We start from the raw sequence: 21,868 nt of genomic DNA, 5'->3' as shown, positions 1-21,868 counted from the left end.
TTGTGACAATTGGATGACAGTTTATTCATCCAACGCTTGGCTGCTGCGCAGGTGGTCGGGAAGCGCCACGAAGCCTGCCGCCTGCACGATCTGCTGCCCTTCGGCTGAAAAGACCAGCTCCAGAAAGGCTTGCTCGGCCGCCGGGAGTGCTTCGCCGGGGGGCAAGTTGACGTAGAGATACAGCGTTCTGGAGAGTGGATAAGTGGCCTTTTGAATGTTCGCCACGCTGGGCTCTACCAGGTTGCCTTGCTCATCGGCCAGCGCCACGGCGCGCACCATGGGCGTCAGGTGGTTGTATCCGGCATAGCCCATGGCGTTGGGCGACTCCCCCACGGCGGCAATCACCGCTGCCGCACCGGGATGTTCGCTGATATCGCGGCGAAACTGCCCGCCGCACAAGGCGCGCTGCTGGAACAGCCCTTGGGTGCCGGAGGCCAGGGTTCTGCCATGCAGGGCAATGTGCCCGTAAGGCCAATCCGTGGCGGGCAACAGCGCTTCCCACCGCTGCAGGGGCGCATCGGCACCGCAGGCGAGGGTGGTAGAGAAGATGGCATCTACCTGCGCCAGTGACAGGGCTTCCAGCGGGTTATGGCGATGTACCACCAGCACCAGGGCATCGCGGGCGACGCTGAGTTGCAGCGGCGGGTAGCCATAACGCTGGATGAACTGCTGGCGCTCGCGTTCGGTCATGGCCCGCGACATGGGCCCGATGCGGGTGGTGCCTGCCACCAGGGCCGTGGGGGCGCTGGCCGACCCCCCCGCCTGAAATTGCAGAGTGATATCGGGGTAGCGCGCATTCAAGGCTTCACCCCAGCGCAGCATCAGCCCGGCCATGGTGTCCGAGCCCACGGTGCCCAGCGTGCCGCTGATGGGCGCTGGCTGCGCCCAGGCAAAGGCGCTGCAGCAGCATAGCCAGCTTGCCAGCAGTAGGCGGTAAGGTCTCCATCGCTGTACACTGTCGCTCTTCAAACGCTATTCCTCTTGTGATTAACTGGTGCTAGCCTGTTATTGCAGTGCAGCAACAGGCGCTAAGCCCGACCACAACAATAACCTTGCAAAGCGACGACCCCATGACACCACTGGATTCCGATGTGGACGATGCTCCCGCCCCTAAAGGGCAGCTCACGTTAAAATTACTGGCTTCTCGTCAGGATACCAACCTCTACGGGGACATTCCCGGCGGCTGGCTGGTGAATCATATGGACCAGGCCGCCGAACTGGCCGCTGGCCGAGAGGCGGGTGGGCGCACTGCCACGGTCGCCATCGAAGCCATGGATTTTCTAAGCCCGGTGCGCGTGGGCTCCATGGTCAGTGTATACACCCAGGTACAGGATATTGGCCATAGCTCGATCCGTATCGACGTGGAGGTCTGGGTGCGTCCTCCCCATGGCCGACACATCGAAGAGCGCCAGAAGGTCACCGAAGCGCGTTTCGTCATGGTGGCGCTGGATGACAATGGTCGGATCAGAGCGGTTCACAGCTGATGTGGCCATGACACCGTCGTCATAACAAAGTCGTCATAACAAAAAGGGCGCCGAGGCGCCCTTTTGAGTCGAAGGTGATCAGGCACCCACGCTGTCGCGGCTCTTCAGGTAGGCATACTCGCCTACGTCACTGAAGGGGCGCAGCACGCTCTGGAAGGCCGAGTAGGATTCCCACACGCGACGCGACTCTTCATCGCCATCGACCTGGCGCTGAATGGCTTCTTTGGAGGACTCGTACAGCGCGGCCATGACGTCATCCGGGAAGGTGCGCAGCTGCACGCCGTGCTCGTCGACCAGCGTCTCGAGCGCCTGGGCGTTGCGGTAGGCGAACTCGCTGATCATGGCCAGGTTGGACGCACGTGCCGCTTCGCGAATCACGTCCTGCAGGTCTTCCGGCAGGGCATTCCAGGCGTCCAGGTTGACGGTGCCTTCCAGTACCGCCGTGGGCTCGTTCCATACCGACGTGTAGTAGTAGTCGGCCACCTGATGCAGGCCGAAGGCCATGTCGTTGTAGGGGCCTACCCAGTCGGCGGCATCCAGAACACCGGTTTGCAGCGAAGTGAAGATTTCGGAGCCCGGCATGTTCACGGTGGTGACACCGATACCGTTCATGGCTTCACCGGCCAGGCCTGGCAGGCGCAGGCGAATGCCCTGCATGTCGGCCAGCGAATTGATCTCTTTCTTGAACCAGCCCGCCATCTGAGTGCCGGTGTTGCCGACGGCAAAGGGCTTGAGGTTGTGGTTGGCGTAGATCTCGTCCCACAGCTCCTGGCCACCGCCATGGTACAACCAGGCATTCATTTCGGTGGTGTTCATGCCAAACGGCACCGCCGTGAAGAACTGGGCGGCGGCCACTTTGCCACGCCAGTAGTAAGAGGCGGAGTGGCCCATCTCGGCGGTGCCGGCGGCGACGGCATCGAAGACTTCCAGCGCAGGCACCAGCTCGCCCGCGCCATGGACCCGAATACGCATACGGCCGTTGGAAAGCTCTTCCACACGGCGAGCAAAGTCATTGGCGCCGGTGCCCAGAGCCGGGAAATTCTTGGGCCATGAAGTCACCATGTCCCAGGTATAGGTTTCATTGGCGCTGGCAGTCGATACGAACGGTGCAGCAGCGACACCGGCGGCACCCAGGCCGGCGGTTTTCAGGAATTGACGGCGTTGCATGGCGGGCATGACTCCGAAATTATTGGATGTTTTTTATAAGCGCAGTGAGCGCAGTGTCCGCCTGCCAGTATGCGCCAAGCAGGTTTTATTGGGCAAGTACCCAGTCCTGCTGGCGGGTCAACGGGTTACATGGGAGTGAGCTTGGCAAACCCGAGTACCAGCCACTTCACGCCTTCGCCGTCAAAGCTCACCTGAACCCGCGCCCGAGCGCCTTCGCCTTCGGCGTTCAGAATGATGCCTTCGCCGAACACCGGGTGGCCCACCCGCTGGCCGACATGCAGGGCGGGCAGGTCGCCGTCGCTTTCGATGCTGGATTGGGCAAAGCTGGGCCGTGACGCGGTCACGGGGCGCGAGACATGGCCGCGCAGACGCACTTCTTCCAGCAGATGAGGCGGCAGCTCACGGAGAAACCGGGAGGGGCGGGGAAACACCTCTTTGCCGTGCAGGCGGCGAGTCTCGGCGTGGGTCAGGTAGAGCTTCTGCATGGCGCGCGTCACGCCCACGTAGCACAGGCGGCGCTCCTCCTCCAGGCGGCCTGGCTCCTCCACGGACATCTTGTGGGGAAACAGCCCCTCTTCCACCCCGGCAATGAACACCACCGGGAACTCCAGCCCCTTGGCCGAGTGCAGGGTCATCAGCTGCACGCTGTCTTCGAACTCCTCGGCTTCATGGTCGCCTGCGTTGAGGGCGGCTTCCGAAAGGAAGGCTTCCAGCGCGGCCATGCCTTCTCCGGCTTCCGGGGTCTCGAAGGCATCGCCATGGGTAAAGGCCCGGGCTGCGTTGACCAGCTCTTCCAGGTTCTCGACCCGAGCCTGGCCTTTTTCACCGCGCTCGCTTTGATGGTGTTCGATCAGCCCGGTGCGCGCCGTGACGTGGTCGATGATCTCGTGGAGCGGCAGCCCGGACGTGTCGTTGTCCAGCTGCTCGATCAGGTTGGTAAAGGCCTGTACGGCGTTGCCTGCACGGCCTCTCAAGGTGCCATCCTGAAGGGTGTCGTGCAGCGCTTGCCACAGCGACACGCTCTGCTCACGGGCGTGATGGCGGACGATTTCCACGGTGCGCGTGCCGATGCCACGGGTGGGCACGTTGATGACGCGCTCCAGGGAGGCATCGTCATCACGGTTGAGCAGCAAGCGCAGGTAGGCCAGGGCGTTCTTGATTTCCAGCCGCTCATAAAAGCGGTGGCCGCCGTAGATACGATAGGGCATGCCTTGGCGAATCAGTGTCTCTTCCAGCAGGCGCGACTGGGCGTTGGAGCGGTAGAGGATGGCCACGTCCCGGCGGTTGAAGCCTTCGTTGACCTTCTCCTTGATGGTATCGACGATATAGCGGGCTTCCTCGAGGTCGTTGAACCCCGCATACACCGAGATAGGCTCGCCTTCGGCGCCATCGGTCCAGAGGTTCTTGCCGAGACGCTCGCTGTTGTGGCTGATCAGCGTATTGGCCGCTTCCAGAATCGCGCTGGTGGAGCGGTAGTTCTGCTCCAGGCGCACGGTATGGGTGTTGGGAAACTCTTCTTCGAAGCGGCGAATGTTCTCGACCTTGGCGCCCCGCCAGCCGTAAATGGACTGGTCGTCATCGCCCACGGCGGTCATCGGGGTCTGCTGGCCGGTGAGCAGTTTGAGCCAGGCGTACTGAAGGGTGTTGGTATCCTGAAACTCGTCCACCAGCACATGGCCAAAGCGCTCGCGATAGTGGTTCAGCAGCGGCGGGTTGTCGCGCAACAGCTCCAGGCTGCGCAGCAGCAGCTCACCGAAATCCACCAGCCCGCCTCGCTCGCAGGTGAACTGGTAGCGCTCGTAGAGCTCGACCATCTGGGCGAGGTACGCATCGCCATTGACGTTCACCTGATGGGGTCGCAGGCCCTCTTCCTTGCAACCAGAAATGAACCCCTGCACCTGGCGTGGCGGGAAGCGCTCATCGTCAATCGAGTAGTCTTTCAGCAGCCGCTTGATCAGCCGCAGCTGGTCATCGGAGTCGATGATCTGAAAGTGCTGGGGCAGGCGGGCATCCTGCCAATGGGTGCGCAGCAGCCGGTGCGAGATCGAGTGAAAGGTACCCACCCAGACATGGCGCATGGAGATGCCCAGCAAGGCTTCCAGACGCGTGCGCATCTCGCGGGCGGCCTTGTTGGTAAACGTGACGGCCAGCAGGGCATAAGGGGAAAGCCCTTCGGCCTGCATCAGCCAGGCAATGCGGTGGACCAGTACACGCGTTTTGCCGGAACCGGCACCGGCCAGTACCAGAAGGTTGCCCTGGGGCGCACTGACGGCTTCCCGCTGGGCCGGGTTGAGATGATCGAGTATCGCCGTGACGTCGTCCATATAAGCCGCTGCCGGTTCAAAAAAGGGGCGACCAGTCTAGCACAGCCAGCACACTGGCTGTGCATACAGCGTGTCTTCAGGACGCTGGCTCAGGACTCTTCCGGGTAACGCAGCGTGGTCAGGCTCTTCTTCACCGCTTTCAGCTGCTCGGCCAGTTTGGGGCCCCGGGTCTTGGCCACGCCCACCGCCAGCACGTCGATCAGCACCAGGTGGGCAATACGCGAGCTGAGCGGGGTGTAGATCTCGGTGTCTTCGTGCACGTCGATGAACAGCGGCAGGCTCACCTCCTGGGCCAGCGGCGATTCGCTGGGACACAGGCCGATCACTGTAGCGCCTGCTTCGCGGGCCAGGCGAACGCTGGCCACCAGCGCCCGGGTACGGCCTGTCTGCGAGATGGCGACCACCACGTCGCCCTCCTGCAGGGTCACCGCCGACATGTTCTGCATATGCGGGTCGGCGTAGGCAGAGGTCGAGATCTGCAGGCGGAAAAACTTGTGCTGGGCATCGAAGGCCACCGCGCCGGAGGCGCCAAAGCCGTAGAACTCGACGCGATTGGCCATGGCCAGTGCATTGACGGCCTTGCCCAGCGCATCGTTATCGAGCCGGTCGCGCACCGACAGCAGCGTGCCCACGGTGGAGTCGAAAATGCTGTGGGAGAATTCGGCCACCGAGTCGCTGTCGTTCATCGAGAACTGCGCGAACTGGCTTCCGCTGGCCAGCATCTGGGCCAGCTGCAGCTTGAAATCCTGAAAGCCGTTGCAGCCCAGCGCACGGCAGAAGCGCACCACCGTAGGCTCGCTCACCTTTGCTTCGGTGGCCAGGTCCACGATGCGCATATGAATGACTTCATCGGGGTTGCGCAGCACGAACCGCGCGACCTTTTGTTCGGAGCGACGGAAATGCTCCATGCGGCGTCTCATTTCATCGAACAGGGCGCGGCTCACGTTCAGCTCCTTAAATTCTTGATCGTGCTTGTGCGGCCATAAAGAGGCCACAGTATGCCTGAGTGTTGCATCGGGGGCAGCGTCCTTCACAAGAGTACTGCCGTTTAAAAGGCGTTAACCCATTTCTTCAAGAATCGTCATCATTTTGTCAAGTAGGTTATAGTAAGAAGTGACGTGCCGCACTGCATCATTTAAAAATCAGTCGTCACGGATGCAGGTGGACGTAGGCAACTCACCTGGAGGAGCGTCGATTATGAGAAACGTCGAACGAATGACCTCGGTAAAAAGCGAATTGCTCGACATATTCATGAGTATGGAGGTCGATGAGCATGCCCAACGTCGGCGCAGCGCCGCCCAACGTAGCCTGAGAGCGCGTCGGGGCATCGAGCTGCACCGGGAATTCCAGAAGCTGTCACGGGATATCGCTCCCTTGCCAGACGATGACGACCCGCAAGAGAGCGAACTGCACTAGCCAGCCGAAGAAGAGGCTGGTGAAGGAAGGCGAGAAAGCGTTACGCCACGGTAACGCCTTCTCTATTGGGTAAGCTTGCCGACCCAGCGACGAGTCAGAACAGGCCTGCCAGGAAAACCACCGTTACCCCGATGGGGGCGACGTATTTGGCCAGCAGGTTCCACAGGCTGTAGTCGTAGACATCCAGCCTCAGCTCCTTGCGCGCTTCTTCTTTATCCAGGCAGAAGGCGAAGAACACGATCGCACCCAGGCCGGTCAATGGCAGCAGGATCTTGCTGGTGAAGGTATCCAGCAGGTCGAAGATGTTCAGCCCAAAGAACAGCACGTCTGCCCATACGTTGAACGACAGCAGCGCCGCGACACCCAGTGCCCATACCGCCACGCCGCTGACCAGTGTGGCCACGATACGTGACATCGACGTGCGCTCTTCGAGAGTTTCCACCACCGGTTCCAGCAGTGAAATGGCCGACGTCAGGGCGGCAAAGGTCAGCAGCAGGAAGAACATCAGGCCCAGAATGGTGCCGCCGGTCATGTTGCCAAACGCCAGGGGCAGGGTGACAAAGATCAGGCCGGGGCCTTCGCCGGCACTCAGGCCGTTGGCAAAGACGATGGGGAAGATGGCCAGGCCCGCCAGCAGGGCGATGGCGGTATCCAGCAGGATGACCGTCCGTGCGGTGCTGATCAGGTTGACGTCTTCGCCCAGATACGAGCCGTAGGCCATCATGATCCCCATGCCCAGCGACAGCGTGAAGAATGCTTGGCCCATGGCCGCCAGTACGACACCGCCATCGAGAGCATCCCAGTCAGGGCTGAACATGAAGCTCAGGGCTTCACCAAAGTAGCCGCTGGCCATGCCGTATCCCACCAGCACCAGCATCAACACCACCAGAGCAGGCATCATGGTGCGCGCTGCGCTTTCCAGGCCTTTGGTGACCCCGCGTGCCACGATACCGACGACCAATACCATGAACGCCGTATGCCACAGCAGCAGGGCCGAGGGGCTGCCCAGCATGCCGCTGAAGATGTCGCCAATGCTGTCGGCATCCAGACCGTTGAAGCTACCGAGCACCGAGCCCAGCGTATAGTTCAACGACCAGCCGCCGATGACGCTGTAGAACGAGAGAATCAGAAAGGCAGCCAAGACGCCGCTGACCCCCACCAGCGCCCACGCTTTCGAGCGGCCGTGGTTGGCGGCCAGTTCGGCCATGGTGTTGATGGGGTTCTTCTGGCCGCGACGGCCAATCATCCACTCGGCGACCAGAATGGGCAGGCCGACCAGTGCTACACAGGCCAAATAGACCAGTACGAAGGCGGCGCCACCGCTGTCACCCACCATGTACGAGAAACGCCAGATATTGCCCAGGCCAACGGCGGAGCCCGCCGCGGCCAGCACAAAGCCCATGCGAGATGACCACTGTGCATGCGCAAGTTTTGCCATAAATCACCTGTTTCAGTTCGATTGTAATGGGTCGATATCGGCAGATTGCGCCGATGTTCGGAAAAAAGAGATTGCCAGCGTGCTTTTCCGAAAGAACGCGCAATTTATCCGATCAAGGGTAGGCTTGCCAGTGAGCCAGCCTAAAAAGGCGGCTTAAAACAGCTGGCTCTGCTTTTCATCGGCGAAAGGTGCCAGGTCTGCCAAAGCGACCTTGGCCTGCACCAGGCGATAGAGATGGCGAGCCATCTGGGGAGACTCACGGTTGTCTGCGGTATGCACAAATAAAAAAGGGGTTTTCCCCTGTTTTATCCACAGGCTGAGCTGTTCTATCCAAGGGGCGAAGTAGCGTGTGTTGATCGCTTTGTCAATATGTCCAATGAAGCGAATGATGGGTTGTTGACCAGTGGAAAGCACGTGTAGCGGGAGTTTCGGCTTCTCCTGCTGGGCGTGGGCCAGCCCAGCGTGCCCTTCATGCGGCGTAGAGAAGACCGGGCGCACATCCAGCATGACTCGGTTGGCCGAATAAGTTATCAACAGGCGGTTCAAGGCCCTCTCTGCCTCACCTTTGTGGAAAAAAACAGGGTGGCGAACCTCTACCGCACAGGGCAAGTGCGCTGGCCATTGGGCGAGCAGGGCTTCCAGTTTGGGGAGTTCGGCAGGGCCAAAGTCTCTGGGTAGCTGCACCATGGTAGGGCCTAGTCGGTCGTGCAGGGGCGTCAGCGCGTCCAGAAACGCCCAGGCATCCCCAGGTTGGGTCAGGCGCTGGTCGTGGGTAATGTGGCCTGGCAGCTTGAAGCAGAAGCGAAAACGCGGCGGCGCCTGGCGCGCCCAGGCGGCGATGATCTCCGATTTGGGCGTGCCACTGTAAAACGTCGTGTTGCCCTCCACGCTGGAAAACACCGCCGCATAGTCGCTGAGCAGCTCGGTTTTGGCCTGGCGAGGATAGAGGCTGCCTTGCCAATCCTGATTGGCCCACATGGGCAGGCCAAGATAGAGGGGGAGGGCGGGGGTTGCGCCGATCATGTCAACAGGGGGCCTTCGTCATGCCATCGAAACATCAGTGTAACCGCTATGCCGTGTAACCGGCGAATGGCTGGCGCCCGACCGCAAAGCTTGGCATGCTGGCGAAAATCATCACCGGAGAGCGTCATGGGGCAAGGCAAAGTGGTCGTGTTGCACGGGCCAAACCTGAACCTGCTGGGGAGCCGGCAGCCTGAGATCTATGGCTACGACACCCTGGAGGATGTCAATAATCTGCTGCGCGAGCGGGCCGTCATGGCGGGGTGGGATATCCACTGCCTGCAAAGCAACCACGAAGGCGAATTGATCGATGCCATTCATGCTGCTCGACTGGATGGTACGCAGGCCATCATCATCAACCCCGCCGCCTATACGCACACCTCGGTAGCCATTCTGGATGCCTTGAACGCATTCGACGGAAAGGTCATCGAAGTACATCTTTCCAATGTCCACAAGCGAGAGGCCTTCCGCCACCACTCGTATGTCTCGCTGCGTGCCGATGGGGTGATCGCCGGGCTGGGCATACAGGGCTACCGGGCAGCGCTGGACGCCATCATCGCCGTGTGAACGATCTGTTTGCTGCGCCTGGAACGCAACAGGGTGCCCCGAGGGGCACCCTGTTGCGTTCAAGCGACTTACTCTGCGAGGGTCATGCCTTGCGCGGTGCCGCTTTCTGGCCACCCTGCTTGCTGTCATGGGCATCGCTGGGCTGTGGCAGTGAAGGCAGCGACTTGGCCAGCATGTCCACGCTGTGCCGGTAGTAGAGCTGGCTCTTGTTGTGCTCGCCCAGGCTGGCGTACAGGCGTGCAAGCTCGGCACAGACCTCACCGTTCGGGCGCTGGCGCTGGCTGGCCTCGAAATACTCAAGCGCCTTTTCCCACTGGCCAACCCGCAGCGACAGGCGGCCACAGGCCAGCAGCAGTTCCGGGTCGTTGGGGCGCTCTTGCAGCCATTTCTGCGCCTTGGCCAGCTGGCGCGCGGCGTCGACGTTCAGCAGGCCATAGCGCTTGACCAGGCGCGCATCCCAATGATGATCCAGGGAGTGATTGAGCAGCCGCTCGGCAATCGGTTCTTCGTTGGATTGCAGCAGGGCTTCGGTGTAGAGCACGATCAGCTCGGTGTTGGCCCGCAGATAGTCGGGCATGTCGGCCCATAGCCCGCGAACACGCTCGATATTGGACGGGTTCTTGGCTTCGAACAGAATCAGCTCCCGGTAGGCCTTGAACTCCAGCTGCTCGCGCTCTTGCTGGGTAATCAGCTTCTGCGCGGCCAAGCGTGGAATGAGGCGACGCAGCCCTTCCCAGTCGTTGACGCTCAAATGCACCTGCTTGAGCAGTTTCAGCACTTGAGGATGGTTGGAGAGCTGCTTGTCCAGTCGGTTGAGGATCGCCAGCGCTTCTTCGGGCTGTTGGCGGTCGATCATCAGCTGGGCCTGCATCAGGCCAATGGCGGTGTCGGCACCGTCGGTGGTGAGCTGCGCCTGATTCAAGTGCTCCTGAGATTTCTCATGGTAACCCTGATAGTGAGCTGCCAGGGCGGCTGCCAGGTAGTTCACCAGCGGGGTGCTGGAGTCATCGGCGGCGCGTACCAAGGTCTTCTCGGCCTTTTTCCAGCGGCCTTCGGTGAGCGCCACCAGCCCGTGCACGGTGCGCTTCATGGCGCGGCGGTTGCGGGCGCGGCTATTCCAGGTGCGAAAGCGCCCCACGGGACGAATGATGCCGGTCAGCAGGCGCAGCACGAAGTGCAGCACGATGAAGGCTGCCAGCAAGAGTACCAGGCCGAACCAGAACGACGTCTGGACCGAGGTATCGCCCACTCGAATCAGCCAGTAGCCGGGCACCGACATCATCAGGTGCCCGAACAGTGCGCCAACCGCCAAGCCTGCAACGATCAGCAGGATAAGTTTTCTCATGCATCACCTCCGCCCTGGCGGCGCGACTCGAAGCGGTTGTCGATGAAGCTGGCCAGTGCCTGCTGGGAAGCACTGATGTCCGGCAGCTCGGGCTTGACCTGAACTTGCTTGAGTTCCTGCAGACGCGCGATGACGCTCTGGGTCTCTTCGCGCTCGGTGGCGTAGTAGCCATTCAGCAGTTCCAGCGCCTTGTCGAGGCTGGCTTCATAAAGCTCCTGCTCTTCTTGCAGCAGGGCCAGCTGCGATTGCTCCAGCACCAGGCGCAGGCTTTGACGCAGATAGGACTCTTGTTCCGGTGTGATCAGCGTTTCGAGAGCTTCATCGTGATGACGAATCACTACCAGATCTTTCAGCTCTTCACCGAAACGAGCCAGCTGGCGCTGGAAGGTGCCGGTCGGGGGCTGTTCGATCCCTGAGTTCACGGCACGCTCTTCGATCTCCTGGGAGAGCCGCAGGCCTGAAATGCGCTCCTGCTGCGCGTTGAGCGCCAGATAGATGCCGGTACGGTCGACGCGAGGCACGGCATCCAGTGCGGCCAGCTCGCTGGCGATTTCACGGCGCACGGAAGTGAGTGCCGGGTTGTCGGCATCGACCAGGCGAGCATCGGCAGTGCGCAGCAGGGCTGCGGCACCATCCACATCGCCTTCGAGCTGCAGACGTTGGTTCGCCAGACGCAGCAGGTAGGCGGCTTCGGCGTGTAGCCAGTCGCGCTCGTCGGTTTCCTGCTCTTGTGACAGTTGGGCCAGCACCTCATCCAGCGTGCTGTTGACGTCGCTGCGATAGCTGTCCAGCTCGCTGCGCAGTTCGTCCATGGTGCTGTCCAGCGCCTGACTGCGTTCGGCTTCACCAGACTCGAAGCGTGCTTCCAGGTCGCTGACCGAGGCTTGTGTGGCGCTGTCCTGGGTCTGTTGGGTCAGCTCGTCGATGCGCTGCTGCTGGCTATCCAGGCGCTGCCAGCCTTGCCAGGCAACGATACCCAGGGCGAGTGCCAGGATAACCACCAGCGCAATGGCAATGCCGCCACCCTTGCCGTTTCCGCCACCGTTGACGGTGGGCGGCGGCGTGGGCTTCGCGCCGCCGCCTGCTGGAGCAGGCCCGCTATGCTTGGCAGGCTTCTCATCTGCCGGCTTGGCGGTGGGTTTGGTGCCGGCAACGTTCTCTTTGGCGGGGTCGACCGCAGCGCTTGCCGCAGGGGCCGCTGTCGTGTTGCTGGTGTTTTTATGCCGACGCCGTGAACGGCTGTTCTTGGCGGCATAAGACGAAGAGCCGTTGGGGCCCGTGTCTTGGGGCGCGGTCGCTGAGGCGTCACCAGCAGGAGTGCCGCCCTTGGATGCATCGGTAGACGCGTGGTTGACGCCTTCCTGATCAGTTGGTTGTTTGCTCATCTGTCGCTAGCCCTTATTAAGTTCCTTGATCGACATCGGCACCCTAGGGGTTGCAGGACCGATCCAACGCGGCCACCAGCGCAGCCGGCGTTGCTCCCGACGCCACCTTGAGGTCACAAAAACCCAGTCTACCGGCCAGTGTAGCTAAACGGTGACTGGAAACGATTAGCGGTTGGTTCAACGCAGCTGGACCACACCATTTTGCCAGATATTCAAGTAGTTCGCCGCTGGTGACGATTAACGCTCGGTAATGGCCGTTTGCCAGACACTGCTGCATGGCCGCCGAGGGCGGCTGGTATAGCCGACGATAGACGGCCAGCCGAGTGACGCAGGCGCCCCGCTCGGCCAGCGTATCCGCGAGCAGGGTACGGCCCCCTTCTCCAGCGACCAGCAGCACCCGCTGATGGTCCAGTCGGGCCAGCGAGGCCAGCGACAGGAGTGCTTCGCTGGTGTCTTCTCCTCGCTGAGGCGAGGGAACACGCACCCGTACGCCAAGCTGGTCATGCAGCGCGCTGGCAGTGCTGCGGCCCACACTGTAGTAATCGATGCCAGTCGGCAACTGCGGCCAGTAGCGATCCAACGCTTCACTCAAACAGTAAGCGGCAAAGGGGCTGACGACTACTATCTTATGGTACTGATCGATATCCAGCCAGATTTGACGCTGCGCGGCATCTTCCGCCAGTGCTTCCAGACGCATGACGTCCAGGGGCAGTACCTCCCACTCCTGCTCGCCCAGCGCCTGGGCCAGGGCGTCGCCGCGGTCACCGGGGCGACAAATCAGCACCGGTAGCGTCATACGTCGCTGCCGTAGACCTCGGCCAGGATGTCACCAGCCCCTTGGTCCAGCAGCTCCTCGGCGATACGAATGCCCAGTGCCTCCGGTTCGTGGATGGAGCCCCGCCCCTCGGCGCGCAGTACTTCGGTGCCCTCCGGGTTGCCCACCAGGCCACGTAGCCAGAGCGTGTCATTGGCCTTGTCCAGTACGGCATGGCCCGCGATGGGCACCTGGCATCCACCTTCCAGGCGGGTATTCATGGCGCGCTCGGCGCGCACGCGGGTGGCAGTGTCCGGATCGTCCAGCGGGGCCAGGAGCGCGATCAGGTCGGGGTCGTGCAGGCGGCATTCGATGCCCAGCGCCCCCTGGCCGCAGGCAGGCAAGCATACTTCCGGCGGCAGCGCTTGGGCGATTCGGGCGTCCAGCCCCAGGCGCTGCAAACCTGAGGTCGCCAGGATGATGGCCTCGAACTCGCCGTCGTCCAGCTTGGCCAGCCGGGTCTGCACGTTACCGCGCAGGTTGAGAATCTGCAGGTCGGGGCGCGCTTCCCGGAGTTGCAGGCCTCGGCGCAGGCTGGCGGTACCAATGCGAGCGCCCTCCGGCAGCGCTTCGACGCTGGCGTAATGGTTCGAAACGAAAGCGTCGGTCGGGTCGGCACCTTCCAGAATGACCGACAGCCCCAGCCCCTCGGGGAAGTGCATCGGCACGTCCTTCATGGAGTGCACGGCGATATCGGCGCGGCCATCCAGCATGGCATCCTCGAGCTCCTTGACGAACAGCCCTTTGCCGCCAATCTTGGAAAGCGGTGTGTCGAGGATCTTGTCGCCCTTGGTGGACAGCGGAACAAGCTCGACCTCCAGGCCTTCGTGGGCCGCCATGAGGCGGTCGCGAACATACTCGGCTTGCCACATGGCCAACTGGCTTTTTCGCGTGGCAATGCGCAATTTCGTGATGGGTAACACGTTATTCTCCCTTTGCCGCTGACACGGCGCGTCGAACTGTGATAATTCTCATCATAAAGCACCCGGCCACACAGTAAAAATAACCGGTCCATTTAAGAGCCGTGCGCGATGCGCCCAACCCTGCCAGGAATCCTAATGTCAGTCGATGAACCGCAAGGCAAGCTAGACCAGTTCTTCCTGCTTTCCCAGGACTTGTTCTGCTGCATCGACTTTGCGGGCAAGCTGCTCAGCGTCAACCCACGCTTCGAGACCTTGCTGGGGTATGACGCTGCCGCGCTACTGGGCAGGCCCTGTGGTGTCGTGGTGGAGCCCCGAGACCACCCGGCCATCGAAGATGCCCTGGCGCGGTTATGTCGTGGCGAGAAGATCGAGGCGTTTGCGGTCTGCGCATTGACCGCCGATGGTCGTCGCGTATGGATCGAGGTGACCGCCTCTACCGGTGACCAGGTGATCTATGTGATTGCGCGAGATATCACCCAGCGCAAGGCGGTAGAGAAGCAGCTGCGGCGCAATCAGCGCCTGTTCAGGATTGCTGGGGAAACCGCCCATATCGGCGGTTGGTACATGGACATTGCCGCTGGGGTGCCGATCTGGTCAGAAGAGGTGTGTCGCCTCCACGGTATGCCCGTGGGCTATCAGCCGACCCTGGGCGAAGCCCTGGGTTTTTACGAGGCGCGTTCCCAGGAGCGCATCCGGGCGGCGTTTACGGCTTGCTGCGAACAGGGCATGAGCTTCGACGAAGAGCTCGAGATCGTCACCCAGCACCATCAGCGCCGCTGGGTCAGGGTGATTGGGCGTGCCGTGCGCGATGAGCTGGGGCAGATCATCCAGGTGCAGGGGTCCACTCAGGACATTACCCAGCGCAAGGCCACCGAGCGTCAACTGACCCTGCTGGAGCGTAGCGTGGAGTCCAGCACCAATGGCGTAGTGATCGTCGATGCGCAGCAGCCGGACCTGCCGATGGTCTACGTGAACGCTGCCTTCGAGCGTATCACCGGTTACTCCAGGGATACGGCCCTGGGGCGCAACTGTCGCTTTCTGCAGGGCGAAGAGACGGATTTGACAACGCTGGCGCTGTTACGCAAGGGCATTCAGGAACAGCGGGACGTGCACGTGGTGATCCGCAACTATCGTCGCAACGGAGCGCCATTCTGGAACGATCTGTACATTTCCCCCGTGCGTGACGACGACGGCGTGGTGACCCATTTCATCGGCGCTCAGAACGACATTACCGCTCAGCGTGAATATCAGGCCCAGTTGAGCCACAACGCCAATCACGACGCGCTGACGGGGCTGCCCAACCGGCTGCTGCTGGATCAGCGGCTGGCCCAGGGGTGTCTGCTGGCCAAACGCTACCACCGTTACCTGGCCGTGCTGTTCATCGACCTCGATGACTTCAAGCCCATCAACGATACCCTGGGCCACGAAGTGGGCGACTTCATGCTCCTGGAGGTGGCCAAGCGCCTGGAGGAGGAGCTGCGGCCCTGGGATACCGTGGCGCGTTTTGGCGGCGACGAATTCATCGTGCTGTTGCCGGACCTTGCCCATGAGCACGATGTGCTGCAGGTGGTCGAGCGGCTGCTGGCCCGAGTATCGGCTCCTTATTGGTATCGCGGCAGCGAGCTGCGCATGACCGCCAGCATCGGTATTGCCACCGACGACGGGACCATCAAGGAGCCGCGCCAGCTAGTGCAGCAGGCGGACCTGGCCATGTACAAGGCGAAGCGACGGGGACGCAACACCTTCCAGTGGTACACTGACGAGCTGAACCGCAAGGTGACCGAGCGCGTCAACCTGCGTCATGCCTTGCAGCAAGCCATCGAGCAGCACCAGTTCGAACTCCATTACCAGCCGCAGATCGATCACCGTGGGCGAGTGGCGGGGGTAGAAGCGCTGATTCGCTGGCATCACCCGGTGCGCGGCAATATCCCGCCTACCCAGTTCATCAGCCTGGCCGAAGACACGGGCCAGATCATTCCGATCAGCGAGTGGGTGCTGGCCACCGCATGCCGCGATGCGCTGGAACTCAATGCGCTGAACGACACCCCAATCACCGTGGCCATCAACGTCTCGCCCATGCAGTTTCAGCGCCCGGGTTTTCTCACCTCGCTGGAGCAGGTGCTGGCCGACAGTGGTCTGGCACCCGCGCTGCTGGAGCTTGAGCTGACCGAAGGGGTGTTGATGGACAGTGCCGAATCGACCATTCAGGCCCTGCAGGCCATCCGGCGGCTGGGCGTGCACATTGCGCTGGATGATTTTGGCACCGGGTTCTCCAGCCTCAGCTACCTCAAACGCCTGCCTATCAACAAGCTGAAGGTGGATCGCTCCTTCGTACGCGACGTTGCCAACGATACTCGCGATGCCGCCATCGTCGAGGGGGTGGTGACCATGGCCGACAAGCTTGGCCTGGAAGTGCTGATCGAGGGCGTGGAAACGGCCGAGCAGTTTGCCTACCTCCGCCAGCTCCAGTGCGACCATTTTCAGGGCTACTACTTCGCGCGCCCGATGAGCCTGACGGCGCTGAAAGACTTCCTGCGCACGCCCTTGGCCTCCCTGGATGCCCCTGCCGAACTGCCGTGAAGGTGAGGGCTGCCGAGCACACTGAGCAGAGTGCTAAAACGGCGTGCCGCTCGGCGGGGTGACTCTGGTACACTTTCCGGTAACGACTCCTTTAGTTTTGTCAGCAGGATATATCACCGATGAGCCAAGCTACGAATCAGTCCTGGGGCGGCCGCTTCAGCGAGCCTACCGATGCCTTTGTCGCACGCTTCACCGCGTCTGTGAATTTCGACCAGCGCTTGGCGCGCCAGGATATCCAGGGCTCGATTGCCCACGCCACCATGCTGGCGCGGGTGGGCGTGCTCACCGAGGACGAGCGTGACGCCATCATCAATGGCCTGACCGAGATTCAGGGCGAGATCGAGCGCGGCGAGTTCCAGTGGTCGGTGCCGTTGGAAGACGTGCACATGAACATCGAAGCGCGGCTGACCGACAAGATCGGCATCACCGGCAAGAAACTGCACACTGGCCGTTCGCGCAACGACCAGGTGGCCACCGATATTCGCCTGTTCATGCGTGATGAAATCGATGTGATCGAGGCCGAACTGACACGGCTGCGCGATGGCATGATCACGCTGGCCGAACGGGAAGCCGATACCATCATGCCCGGCTTCACCCACCTGCAGACGGCACAGCCGGTCACTTTCGGCCACCACCTGCTGGCCTGGCAGGAAATGCTGGCCCGCGATCACGAGCGCCTGCTGGATTGCCGCAAGCGGGTCAACGTGATGCCGCTGGGTTCGGCAGCGTTGGCGGGCACCACGTACCCCATCGACCGCCACGTGACCGCCGAGCTGCTGGGCTTCGTGCGCCCATCGGAAAACTCGCTGGATGCCGTGTCGGATCGAGACTTTGCCATCGAATTCACCAGCTTCGCCAGTATCCTGCTGATGCACCTCTCGCGCATGAGCGAAGAGCTGGTGCTGTGGACCAGCGCGCAGTTCAATTTCATCGATCTGCCTGACCGCTTCTGCACCGGCTCCTCGATCATGCCGCAGAAGAAAAACCCCGACGTGCCCGAGCTGGTACGTGGCAAGACAGGCCGCGTGTATGGCCACCTGATGGCGCTGTTGACGCTGATGAAGTCCCAGCCGCTGGCCTACAACAAGGATAATCAGGAAGACAAGGAGCCGCTGTTCGATGCCGTCGATACCGTGCGCGACTGTCTGAAAGCCTTTGCCGACATGGTGCCCGCCATCGAGCCGAAGAAAGACAGCATGTACGAGGCTGCGCGGCGTGGATTCTCGACCGCCACCGACCTGGCCGACTATCTGGTACGCAAGGGCGTGGCTTTCCGTGATGCTCACGAAATCGTCGGCCTCTCCGTGGCCTACGGCCTGAAGAGCAAGAAAGACCTCTCGGAAATGACGCTGGAAGAGCTGCAGCAGTTCTCCGCGATCATCGAGCAGGACGTTTTCGAGGTGCTGACACTGGAGGGCTCGGTGGCGGCGCGTAATCACATTGGCGGCACGGCACCGGACCAGGTGCGTGCCGCCGCCAGCCGTGCCCGTGACGCGCTGAAAGCGCTCCAGGGTGCCTCATGATGCGCGCTGCCAGTGCCTTCGGCGCGCTGCTGCTGGTGGCGCTGCTGCTGGTGGGCTGCGGCCAGAAAGGGCCGCTCTACTTGCCTGACGACACATCCGATTCGGCCGCCGAGCAGGAGGGGTAATGGATCATTTTAACTATCGCGATGGCGTGCTCTATGCCGAAGACGTCCCGCTGACGGCGCTGGCCGCCGAGCTGGGCACGCCCTGTTACGTCTACTCCAAAGCCACCCTGGAGCGCCACTTCCGGGCTTACACCGAAGCGCTGGGTGGCCATCCGCATCTGATTTGCTATGCGGTGAAAGCCAATTCCAACCTGGCGGTACTGGGCCTGCTGGCACGTCTGGGTGCCGGGTTCGATATCGTCTCGGTGGGTGAGCTGGAGCGGGTGCTCAAGGCGGGAGGCGACCCCGCCAAGGTGGTGTTCTCCGGCGTGGCCAAGCAGCCCCATGAAATGGCTCGGGCCCTTGAAGTCGGGATCAAGTGCTTCAACGTCGAGTCGCGCCCGGAGCTGGAGCGCCTGAACGCCGTGGCGGGTGAACTGGGGAAAATCGCCCCGGTCTCGCTGCGCGTCAATCCGGATGTCGATGCGGGTACCCATCCGTACATCTCTACCGGTTTGAAGGACAACAAGTTCGGCATTCCCGTCGATGATGCGCTGGACGTGTATCAACTGGCTGCCAGCCTGCCCCATTTGCGCGTGACCGGTCTGGATTGCCACATCGGCTCACAGCTGACCGAAACCGCTCCGTTCCTGGATGCCCTGGAGCGCCTGCTGCTGCTGATGGAGCGCCTGCGCGAGCAGGGTATCGAGATCGACCACCTGGACCTGGGAGGTGGCCTGGGCGTGCCTTACCGCGACGAGAAGCCGCCCCAGCCCTTCGACTACGCCAGCCAGCTGCTGGCGCGCCTCTCCCGCTGGGAAGGCGGCGAAACCCTGACGCTGCTGTTCGAGCCGGGCCGCTCCATTGCGGCCAACGCGGGCCTGATGCTCACTCGGGTGGAGTTCCTGAAGCCTGGTGAAACCAAGAACTTTGCCATCGTCGATGCGGCCATGAACGACCTGATTCGCCCGGCGCTGTATCAGGCGTGGCAGGCCATCGTGCCGGTGGATACCCGCACGCCCCGTGAGCCGGCCACCTACGACGTGGTCGGCCCGGTGTGTGAAACCGGCGACTTCCTGGGCAAGGAGCGGGAACTGGCGATTGCCGAAGGCGACCTGCTGGCGGTGCGCTCTGCGGGCGCTTACGGTTTCGTGATGGCCTCGAACTACAACAGCCGCCCACGCCCGCCGGAAGTGATGGTGGACGGTGACCGCTACCACGTGGTACGTGCGCGGGAGAGTCTGGAGAGCCTGTGGGCGGGCGAAGCGCTGCTGCCGGAAGGGGCGCGCTGATGCTGCTGCACTTCACCAAGATGCACGGGCTGGGCAACGACTTCATGGTGATCGATCTGGTCACCCAGCGTGCCCGCCTGCGCGACGAGCAGATCCGCCAGTTGGCGGATCGTCGCTTTGGCATCGGCTTTGACCAACTGCTGATCGTCGAACCCCCGCGCGACCCGGACATGGACTTTCGTTATCGTATCTACAACGCCGACGGTAGCGAGGTGGAAAACTGCGGCAACGGAGCGCGCTGCTTTGCCCGCTTCGTGCGTGACCAGCGCCTGACCCACAAGCACGAAATTCATGTCGAGACCGCTGGCGGCCCGCTGGTACTCAACGTTCAGCACGATGGCATGGTGCGGGTGGACATGGGCGCGCCGCGCTTCAATCCGGCCACGCTGCCCTTCGAAGCCACCGGCGACCAGCCTCTGCACGAGGTGGAGGTAGACGGTGAAACGCTCTCCCTTGGAGTGGTTTCCATGGGCAACCCCCATGCCGTGCTCCAGGTCGAGGATGTCGAGCGTGCGCCCGTCGAACGGCTGGGTCCGCTGCTGGAGTCGCATCCTCGCTTTCCCAAGCGCGTCAACGTGGGCTTCATGCAGGTCGTGTCGCCCAACGAGATTCGCCTGCGGGTCTTCGAGCGAGGCAGCGGTGAAACGCTAGCCTGCGGGACCGGGGCCTGTGCGGCGGTGGCCAGTGGCATTCGTCAGGGGCTACTGAAAAGTCCGGTCAAGGTCTCCCTGCCGGGTGGCCAGCTGAGTATCGAGTGGCCTGGCCCAGAAGCCTCGCTGGTCATGGTGGGGCCCGCTACCCGAGTGTTCGACGGTCGGGTATCACTCAACTGATTCGAGGAGAACGGCGATGTCTCAAGCCCCTGAGCCGCGTAAAACGCTGGACCCGGACCAGGTCGCGTTCTGGCTGGCCCGCCATCCCGATTTTTTCATCGGTCGTGAGGGGCTGCTGCAACAGCTGAAAGTCCCGCATCCGCATATCGAGGGAGCGGTATCGCTGCTCGAACGGCTGGTCATCGACCTGCGCCAGCGGGCCGAAACGGCGGAGGGCCGCCTGGAGCACCTGCTGGAAACCGCCCGCCATAACGAGGCCCAGTACCGCCGCCTGCGCGAAACGCTGCTCAGCCTGGTAGAAGCAGAAGACCGCGATGCCTTGGCGCAAGCGCTGGCGACCCAATTGAGCGAGCGTTTCCAGACGCCCGCCATGGCGCTGTGGTGCCCGGCCTCCTTGAGTGACGCAGAGCCCGCGCCGCCGCAAGCGCCCCGGCATGTGCTGGACCAGCACGCCGGTGCCCGCCTGGCGGCGTTGCTGGATGGTCGCACCAGCCGCTGCGCCAAGCTCAGCGTCAGCGACTGGAAGTGCCTGCTGCCCCATGCCAAGCCCCCGCGCAAGGCGGGCTCTTGTGCGATTACGCGGCTTTCCGCAGGCGAATCCCTGGGCTATCTGCTGCTCGCCAGCCCCGACCCCGAATGCTACCGCGCCAGCATGGATACGCTGTTTACCGAGTATCTGGGGGATATCGTTGCTCGGCTGTTGCTGCGCCTGGGGCCGCTGGGTTCGGTACCCCATGGAGAGTGACTCTCCGCTGGCGCAGGCGATAGAGGGCTATCTGGCCCATCTGGCCAGCCATGCCAGCCCGGCGACGGTGGCTGCGTATCGGCAGGATCTGAACGCGTTCTGCCAGTTTGCCCTGCAGCGCGGCGTCACTCAGCCCCATGGCTGGGACACGGCGCTGGCGCGGGCCTTCCTGGGGGCCGAACGCAGCCGTGGCCTGGCGCCCCGCAGCCTGGCGCGCCGCCGAGCGGCGCTCTCTCGGTTTGCCGATGCGCTGGTGGAGCGCCAGGTACGGGCGGACAACCCCGTGGCGCTGCTGCGCACTCCCAAGCAGCCCAGCCACTTGCCCCGGCCACTGGATGTCGATGCGCTGGCTCGCTTTCTGGATACGCCCCACGATGGCACGCCGCTGGCGCTGCGGGATCAGGCCATGCTGGAGCTGTTTTACTCCAGCGGGCTGCGTCTGGCCGAGCTGGCTGCGCTGGATGTCGCCCACTTGGCGGGCCACCACGTGCGGGTCATGGGCAAGGGCAGCAAGCCCCGCCAGGTGCCGGTGGGAGCCCGGGCTCGGCAGGCGCTGGAAGCCTGGTTGGGCTGCCGTGACGGGTTGGCTGCCAGTGAAGAGCAGGCACTGTTCGTCGGCCTGCGCGGGCGACGTCTAGGGCATCGCGGCATCCAAAAGCGACTGGCCCAGCTGTCGGTACTGCGTGGCCTGCCAGAGCATCTTCACCCCCACCGTCTGCGCCACTCGTTTGCCAGCCATCTGCTGGAGTCCAGTCAGGACCTGCGGGCCGTACAGGAGCTGCTGGGGCATGCCAATCTATCGACTACCCAAGTCTACACGCGGCTGGACTGGCAGCACCTGGCCGAGAGCTACGATGCTGCCCACCCACGCGCCAAACGGCGTTCCCGCGAGAGTGAAAGTTGAGGCG

The 21,868-nt window shown here is 62.6% G+C and carries 20 protein-coding genes; 10 read left to right on the top strand and 10 right to left on the bottom strand.

Annotation, left to right across the window (positions count from 1 at the left end):
• Window positions 1-21 precede the first annotated feature (21 nt).
• Entirely contained in the window at window positions 22-969 is a 948-nt protein-coding gene (locus LG409_RS18040; protein WP_227407342.1) for a PstS family phosphate ABC transporter substrate-binding protein, read from the bottom strand.
• Window positions 970-1,070: 101 nt separating this feature from the next.
• Between LG409_RS18040 and LG409_RS18035 the strand changes: the two genes are divergently transcribed.
• The gene (locus LG409_RS18035) at window positions 1,071-1,484 is read left to right on the top strand and encodes an acyl-CoA thioesterase (protein WP_039178866.1); all 414 of its coding nucleotides are present in this window, start codon (window positions 1,071-1,073) and stop codon (window positions 1,482-1,484) included.
• A 78-nt stretch (window positions 1,485-1,562) separates the two neighbouring features.
• On the opposite strand, the gene LG409_RS18030 is transcribed toward LG409_RS18035, so the two are convergent.
• From LG409_RS18030 to hexR, 3 genes are all read right to left on the bottom strand, one after another.
• Entirely contained in the window at window positions 1,563-2,651 is a 1,089-nt protein-coding gene (locus tag LG409_RS18030; protein ID WP_039178865.1) for a TRAP transporter substrate-binding protein, read from the bottom strand.
• A gap of 125 nt (window positions 2,652-2,776) precedes the next feature.
• Complete coding sequence (uvrD, locus tag LG409_RS18025) at window positions 2,777-4,975, bottom strand: DNA helicase II (RefSeq protein WP_227407341.1); 2,199 nt, start codon at window positions 4,973-4,975, stop codon at window positions 2,777-2,779.
• Between the two features lie 89 nt (window positions 4,976-5,064).
• Entirely contained in the window at window positions 5,065-5,919 is an 855-nt protein-coding gene (hexR, locus tag LG409_RS18020; protein ID WP_016915472.1) for a transcriptional regulator HexR, read from the bottom strand.
• Between the two features lie 253 nt (window positions 5,920-6,172).
• On the opposite strand from hexR, the gene LG409_RS18015 reads away from it, so the two are divergent.
• Window positions 6,173-6,391 carry a PA3496 family putative envelope integrity protein gene (locus tag LG409_RS18015; protein WP_016915471.1) on the top strand — a complete coding sequence of 73 codons (219 nt, stop codon included), beginning with the start codon at window positions 6,173-6,175 and terminating at the stop codon, window positions 6,389-6,391.
• Between the two features lie 94 nt (window positions 6,392-6,485).
• Here the strand turns inward: LG409_RS18015 and LG409_RS18010 are convergent, their stop codons facing one another.
• Window positions 6,486-7,829, bottom strand: coding sequence for a sodium-dependent transporter (locus LG409_RS18010; protein ID WP_039178859.1), 1,344 nt, complete (start codon window positions 7,827-7,829; stop codon window positions 6,486-6,488).
• Between the two features lie 153 nt (window positions 7,830-7,982).
• Window positions 7,983-8,852, bottom strand: a complete 870-nt coding sequence (locus LG409_RS18005; protein WP_227407340.1) for a DUF72 domain-containing protein — start codon at window positions 8,850-8,852, stop codon at window positions 7,983-7,985.
• Between the two features lie 126 nt (window positions 8,853-8,978).
• Here LG409_RS18005 and aroQ point away from each other — a divergent pair, with 126 nt between their 5' ends.
• Entirely contained in the window at window positions 8,979-9,416 is a 438-nt protein-coding gene (gene aroQ / locus LG409_RS18000; protein WP_227407339.1) for a type II 3-dehydroquinate dehydratase, read from the top strand.
• A gap of 82 nt (window positions 9,417-9,498) precedes the next feature.
• Here aroQ and LG409_RS17995 read toward each other — a convergent pair whose 3' ends face one another.
• The 4 genes from LG409_RS17995 to hemC are packed head-to-tail and all read right to left on the bottom strand — an operon-like array spanning window position 9,499 to window position 13,883.
• The gene (locus LG409_RS17995) at window positions 9,499-10,761 is read right to left on the bottom strand and encodes a heme biosynthesis HemY N-terminal domain-containing protein (RefSeq protein WP_227407338.1); all 1,263 of its coding nucleotides are present in this window, start codon (window positions 10,759-10,761) and stop codon (window positions 9,499-9,501) included.
• A complete protein-coding gene (locus LG409_RS17990) occupies window positions 10,758-12,146 on the bottom strand; it encodes a uroporphyrinogen-III C-methyltransferase (protein ID WP_227407337.1) in 1,389 nt (462 codons plus the stop codon). Before LG409_RS17990 ends, LG409_RS17995 begins: the two co-directional genes overlap by 4 nt.
• A 43-nt stretch (window positions 12,147-12,189) precedes the next feature.
• Window positions 12,190-12,942, bottom strand: a complete 753-nt coding sequence (locus LG409_RS17985) for a uroporphyrinogen-III synthase (RefSeq protein ID WP_227407336.1) — start codon at window positions 12,940-12,942, stop codon at window positions 12,190-12,192.
• Window positions 12,939-13,883, bottom strand: a complete 945-nt coding sequence (gene hemC, locus LG409_RS17980; protein ID WP_039178844.1) for a hydroxymethylbilane synthase — start codon at window positions 13,881-13,883, stop codon at window positions 12,939-12,941. Before hemC ends, LG409_RS17985 begins: the two co-directional genes overlap by 4 nt.
• 135 nt (window positions 13,884-14,018) lie before the next feature.
• On the opposite strand from hemC, the gene LG409_RS17975 reads away from it, so the two are divergent.
• The 7 genes from LG409_RS17975 (at window position 14,019) to LG409_RS17945 (ending at window position 21,864) form a co-directional block, all read left to right on the top strand.
• Window positions 14,019-16,463, top strand: a complete 2,445-nt coding sequence (locus tag LG409_RS17975) for a sensor domain-containing protein (protein WP_227407335.1) — start codon at window positions 14,019-14,021, stop codon at window positions 16,461-16,463.
• A 119-nt stretch (window positions 16,464-16,582) separates the two neighbouring features.
• A complete protein-coding gene (gene argH / locus LG409_RS17970; RefSeq protein WP_227407334.1) occupies window positions 16,583-17,986 on the top strand; it encodes an argininosuccinate lyase in 1,404 nt (467 codons plus the stop codon).
• Window positions 17,986-18,111, top strand: a complete 126-nt coding sequence (gene lptM, locus LG409_RS17965; protein WP_081138587.1) for an LPS translocon maturation chaperone LptM — start codon at window positions 17,986-17,988, stop codon at window positions 18,109-18,111. Before argH ends, lptM begins: the two co-directional genes overlap by 1 nt.
• Complete coding sequence (gene lysA / locus LG409_RS17960) at window positions 18,111-19,382, top strand: diaminopimelate decarboxylase (RefSeq protein ID WP_227407333.1); 1,272 nt, start codon at window positions 18,111-18,113, stop codon at window positions 19,380-19,382. The genes lptM and lysA overlap by 1 nt, the downstream gene beginning before the upstream one ends.
• Window positions 19,382-20,215: a diaminopimelate epimerase gene (gene dapF / locus LG409_RS17955; protein WP_016915460.1), complete on the top strand. Its 834-nt coding sequence runs from the start codon at window positions 19,382-19,384 to the stop codon at window positions 20,213-20,215. Before lysA ends, dapF begins: the two co-directional genes overlap by 1 nt.
• Window positions 20,216-20,231: 16 nt before the next feature.
• Window positions 20,232-20,960 (top strand): DUF484 family protein, encoded by a 729-nt coding sequence (locus tag LG409_RS17950; protein WP_016915459.1) that lies wholly within the window; start codon window positions 20,232-20,234, stop codon window positions 20,958-20,960.
• Window positions 20,950-21,864: a tyrosine recombinase XerC gene (locus LG409_RS17945; RefSeq protein WP_016915458.1), complete on the top strand. Its 915-nt coding sequence runs from the start codon at window positions 20,950-20,952 to the stop codon at window positions 21,862-21,864. Before LG409_RS17950 ends, LG409_RS17945 begins: the two co-directional genes overlap by 11 nt.
• Window positions 21,865-21,868: the final 4 nt, after the last annotated feature.

It is taken from the genome of Halomonas sp. NyZ770 (assembly GCF_020616575.1).
GTDB classification, from domain to species: Bacteria; Pseudomonadota; Gammaproteobacteria; order Pseudomonadales; family Halomonadaceae; genus Vreelandella; species Vreelandella hamiltonii.
The sequence above is the reverse complement of the archived record's forward strand: the minus strand, read 5'-3'. Positions and strand labels throughout refer to the sequence as shown.

What these genes read in the sequence shown, in the direction of transcription:
- LG409_RS17950 (WP_016915459.1), top strand. Translation starts at nt 20,232, where the DNA reads ATGTCTCAAGCCCCTGAGCCGCGTAAAACGCTGGACCCGGACCAGGTC.
- LG409_RS18035 (WP_039178866.1), top strand. Translation starts at nt 1,071, where the DNA reads ATGACACCACTGGATTCCGATGTGGACGATGCTCCCGCCCCTAAAGGG.
- LG409_RS18010 (WP_039178859.1), bottom strand. Translation starts at nt 7,829, where the DNA reads ATGGCAAAACTTGCGCATGCACAGTGGTCATCTCGCATGGGCTTTGTG.
- lptM (WP_081138587.1), top strand. Translation starts at nt 17,986, where the DNA reads ATGCGCGCTGCCAGTGCCTTCGGCGCGCTGCTGCTGGTGGCGCTGCTG.
- LG409_RS18005 (WP_227407340.1), bottom strand. Translation starts at nt 8,852, where the DNA reads ATGATCGGCGCAACCCCCGCCCTCCCCCTCTATCTTGGCCTGCCCATG.
- aroQ (WP_227407339.1), top strand. Translation starts at nt 8,979, where the DNA reads ATGGGGCAAGGCAAAGTGGTCGTGTTGCACGGGCCAAACCTGAACCTG.
- argH (WP_227407334.1), top strand. Translation starts at nt 16,583, where the DNA reads ATGAGCCAAGCTACGAATCAGTCCTGGGGCGGCCGCTTCAGCGAGCCT.
- LG409_RS17945 (WP_016915458.1), top strand. Translation starts at nt 20,950, where the DNA reads ATGGAGAGTGACTCTCCGCTGGCGCAGGCGATAGAGGGCTATCTGGCC.
- LG409_RS17990 (WP_227407337.1), bottom strand. Translation starts at nt 12,146, where the DNA reads ATGAGCAAACAACCAACTGATCAGGAAGGCGTCAACCACGCGTCTACC.
- LG409_RS17975 (WP_227407335.1), top strand. Translation starts at nt 14,019, where the DNA reads ATGTCAGTCGATGAACCGCAAGGCAAGCTAGACCAGTTCTTCCTGCTT.
- LG409_RS18015 (WP_016915471.1), top strand. Translation starts at nt 6,173, where the DNA reads ATGAGAAACGTCGAACGAATGACCTCGGTAAAAAGCGAATTGCTCGAC.
- LG409_RS17985 (WP_227407336.1), bottom strand. Translation starts at nt 12,942, where the DNA reads ATGACGCTACCGGTGCTGATTTGTCGCCCCGGTGACCGCGGCGACGCC.
- LG409_RS18030 (WP_039178865.1), bottom strand. Translation starts at nt 2,651, where the DNA reads ATGCAACGCCGTCAATTCCTGAAAACCGCCGGCCTGGGTGCCGCCGGT.
- dapF (WP_016915460.1), top strand. Translation starts at nt 19,382, where the DNA reads ATGCTGCTGCACTTCACCAAGATGCACGGGCTGGGCAACGACTTCATG.
- lysA (WP_227407333.1), top strand. Translation starts at nt 18,111, where the DNA reads ATGGATCATTTTAACTATCGCGATGGCGTGCTCTATGCCGAAGACGTC.
- LG409_RS17995 (WP_227407338.1), bottom strand. Translation starts at nt 10,761, where the DNA reads ATGAGAAAACTTATCCTGCTGATCGTTGCAGGCTTGGCGGTTGGCGCA.
- uvrD (WP_227407341.1), bottom strand. Translation starts at nt 4,975, where the DNA reads ATGGACGACGTCACGGCGATACTCGATCATCTCAACCCGGCCCAGCGG.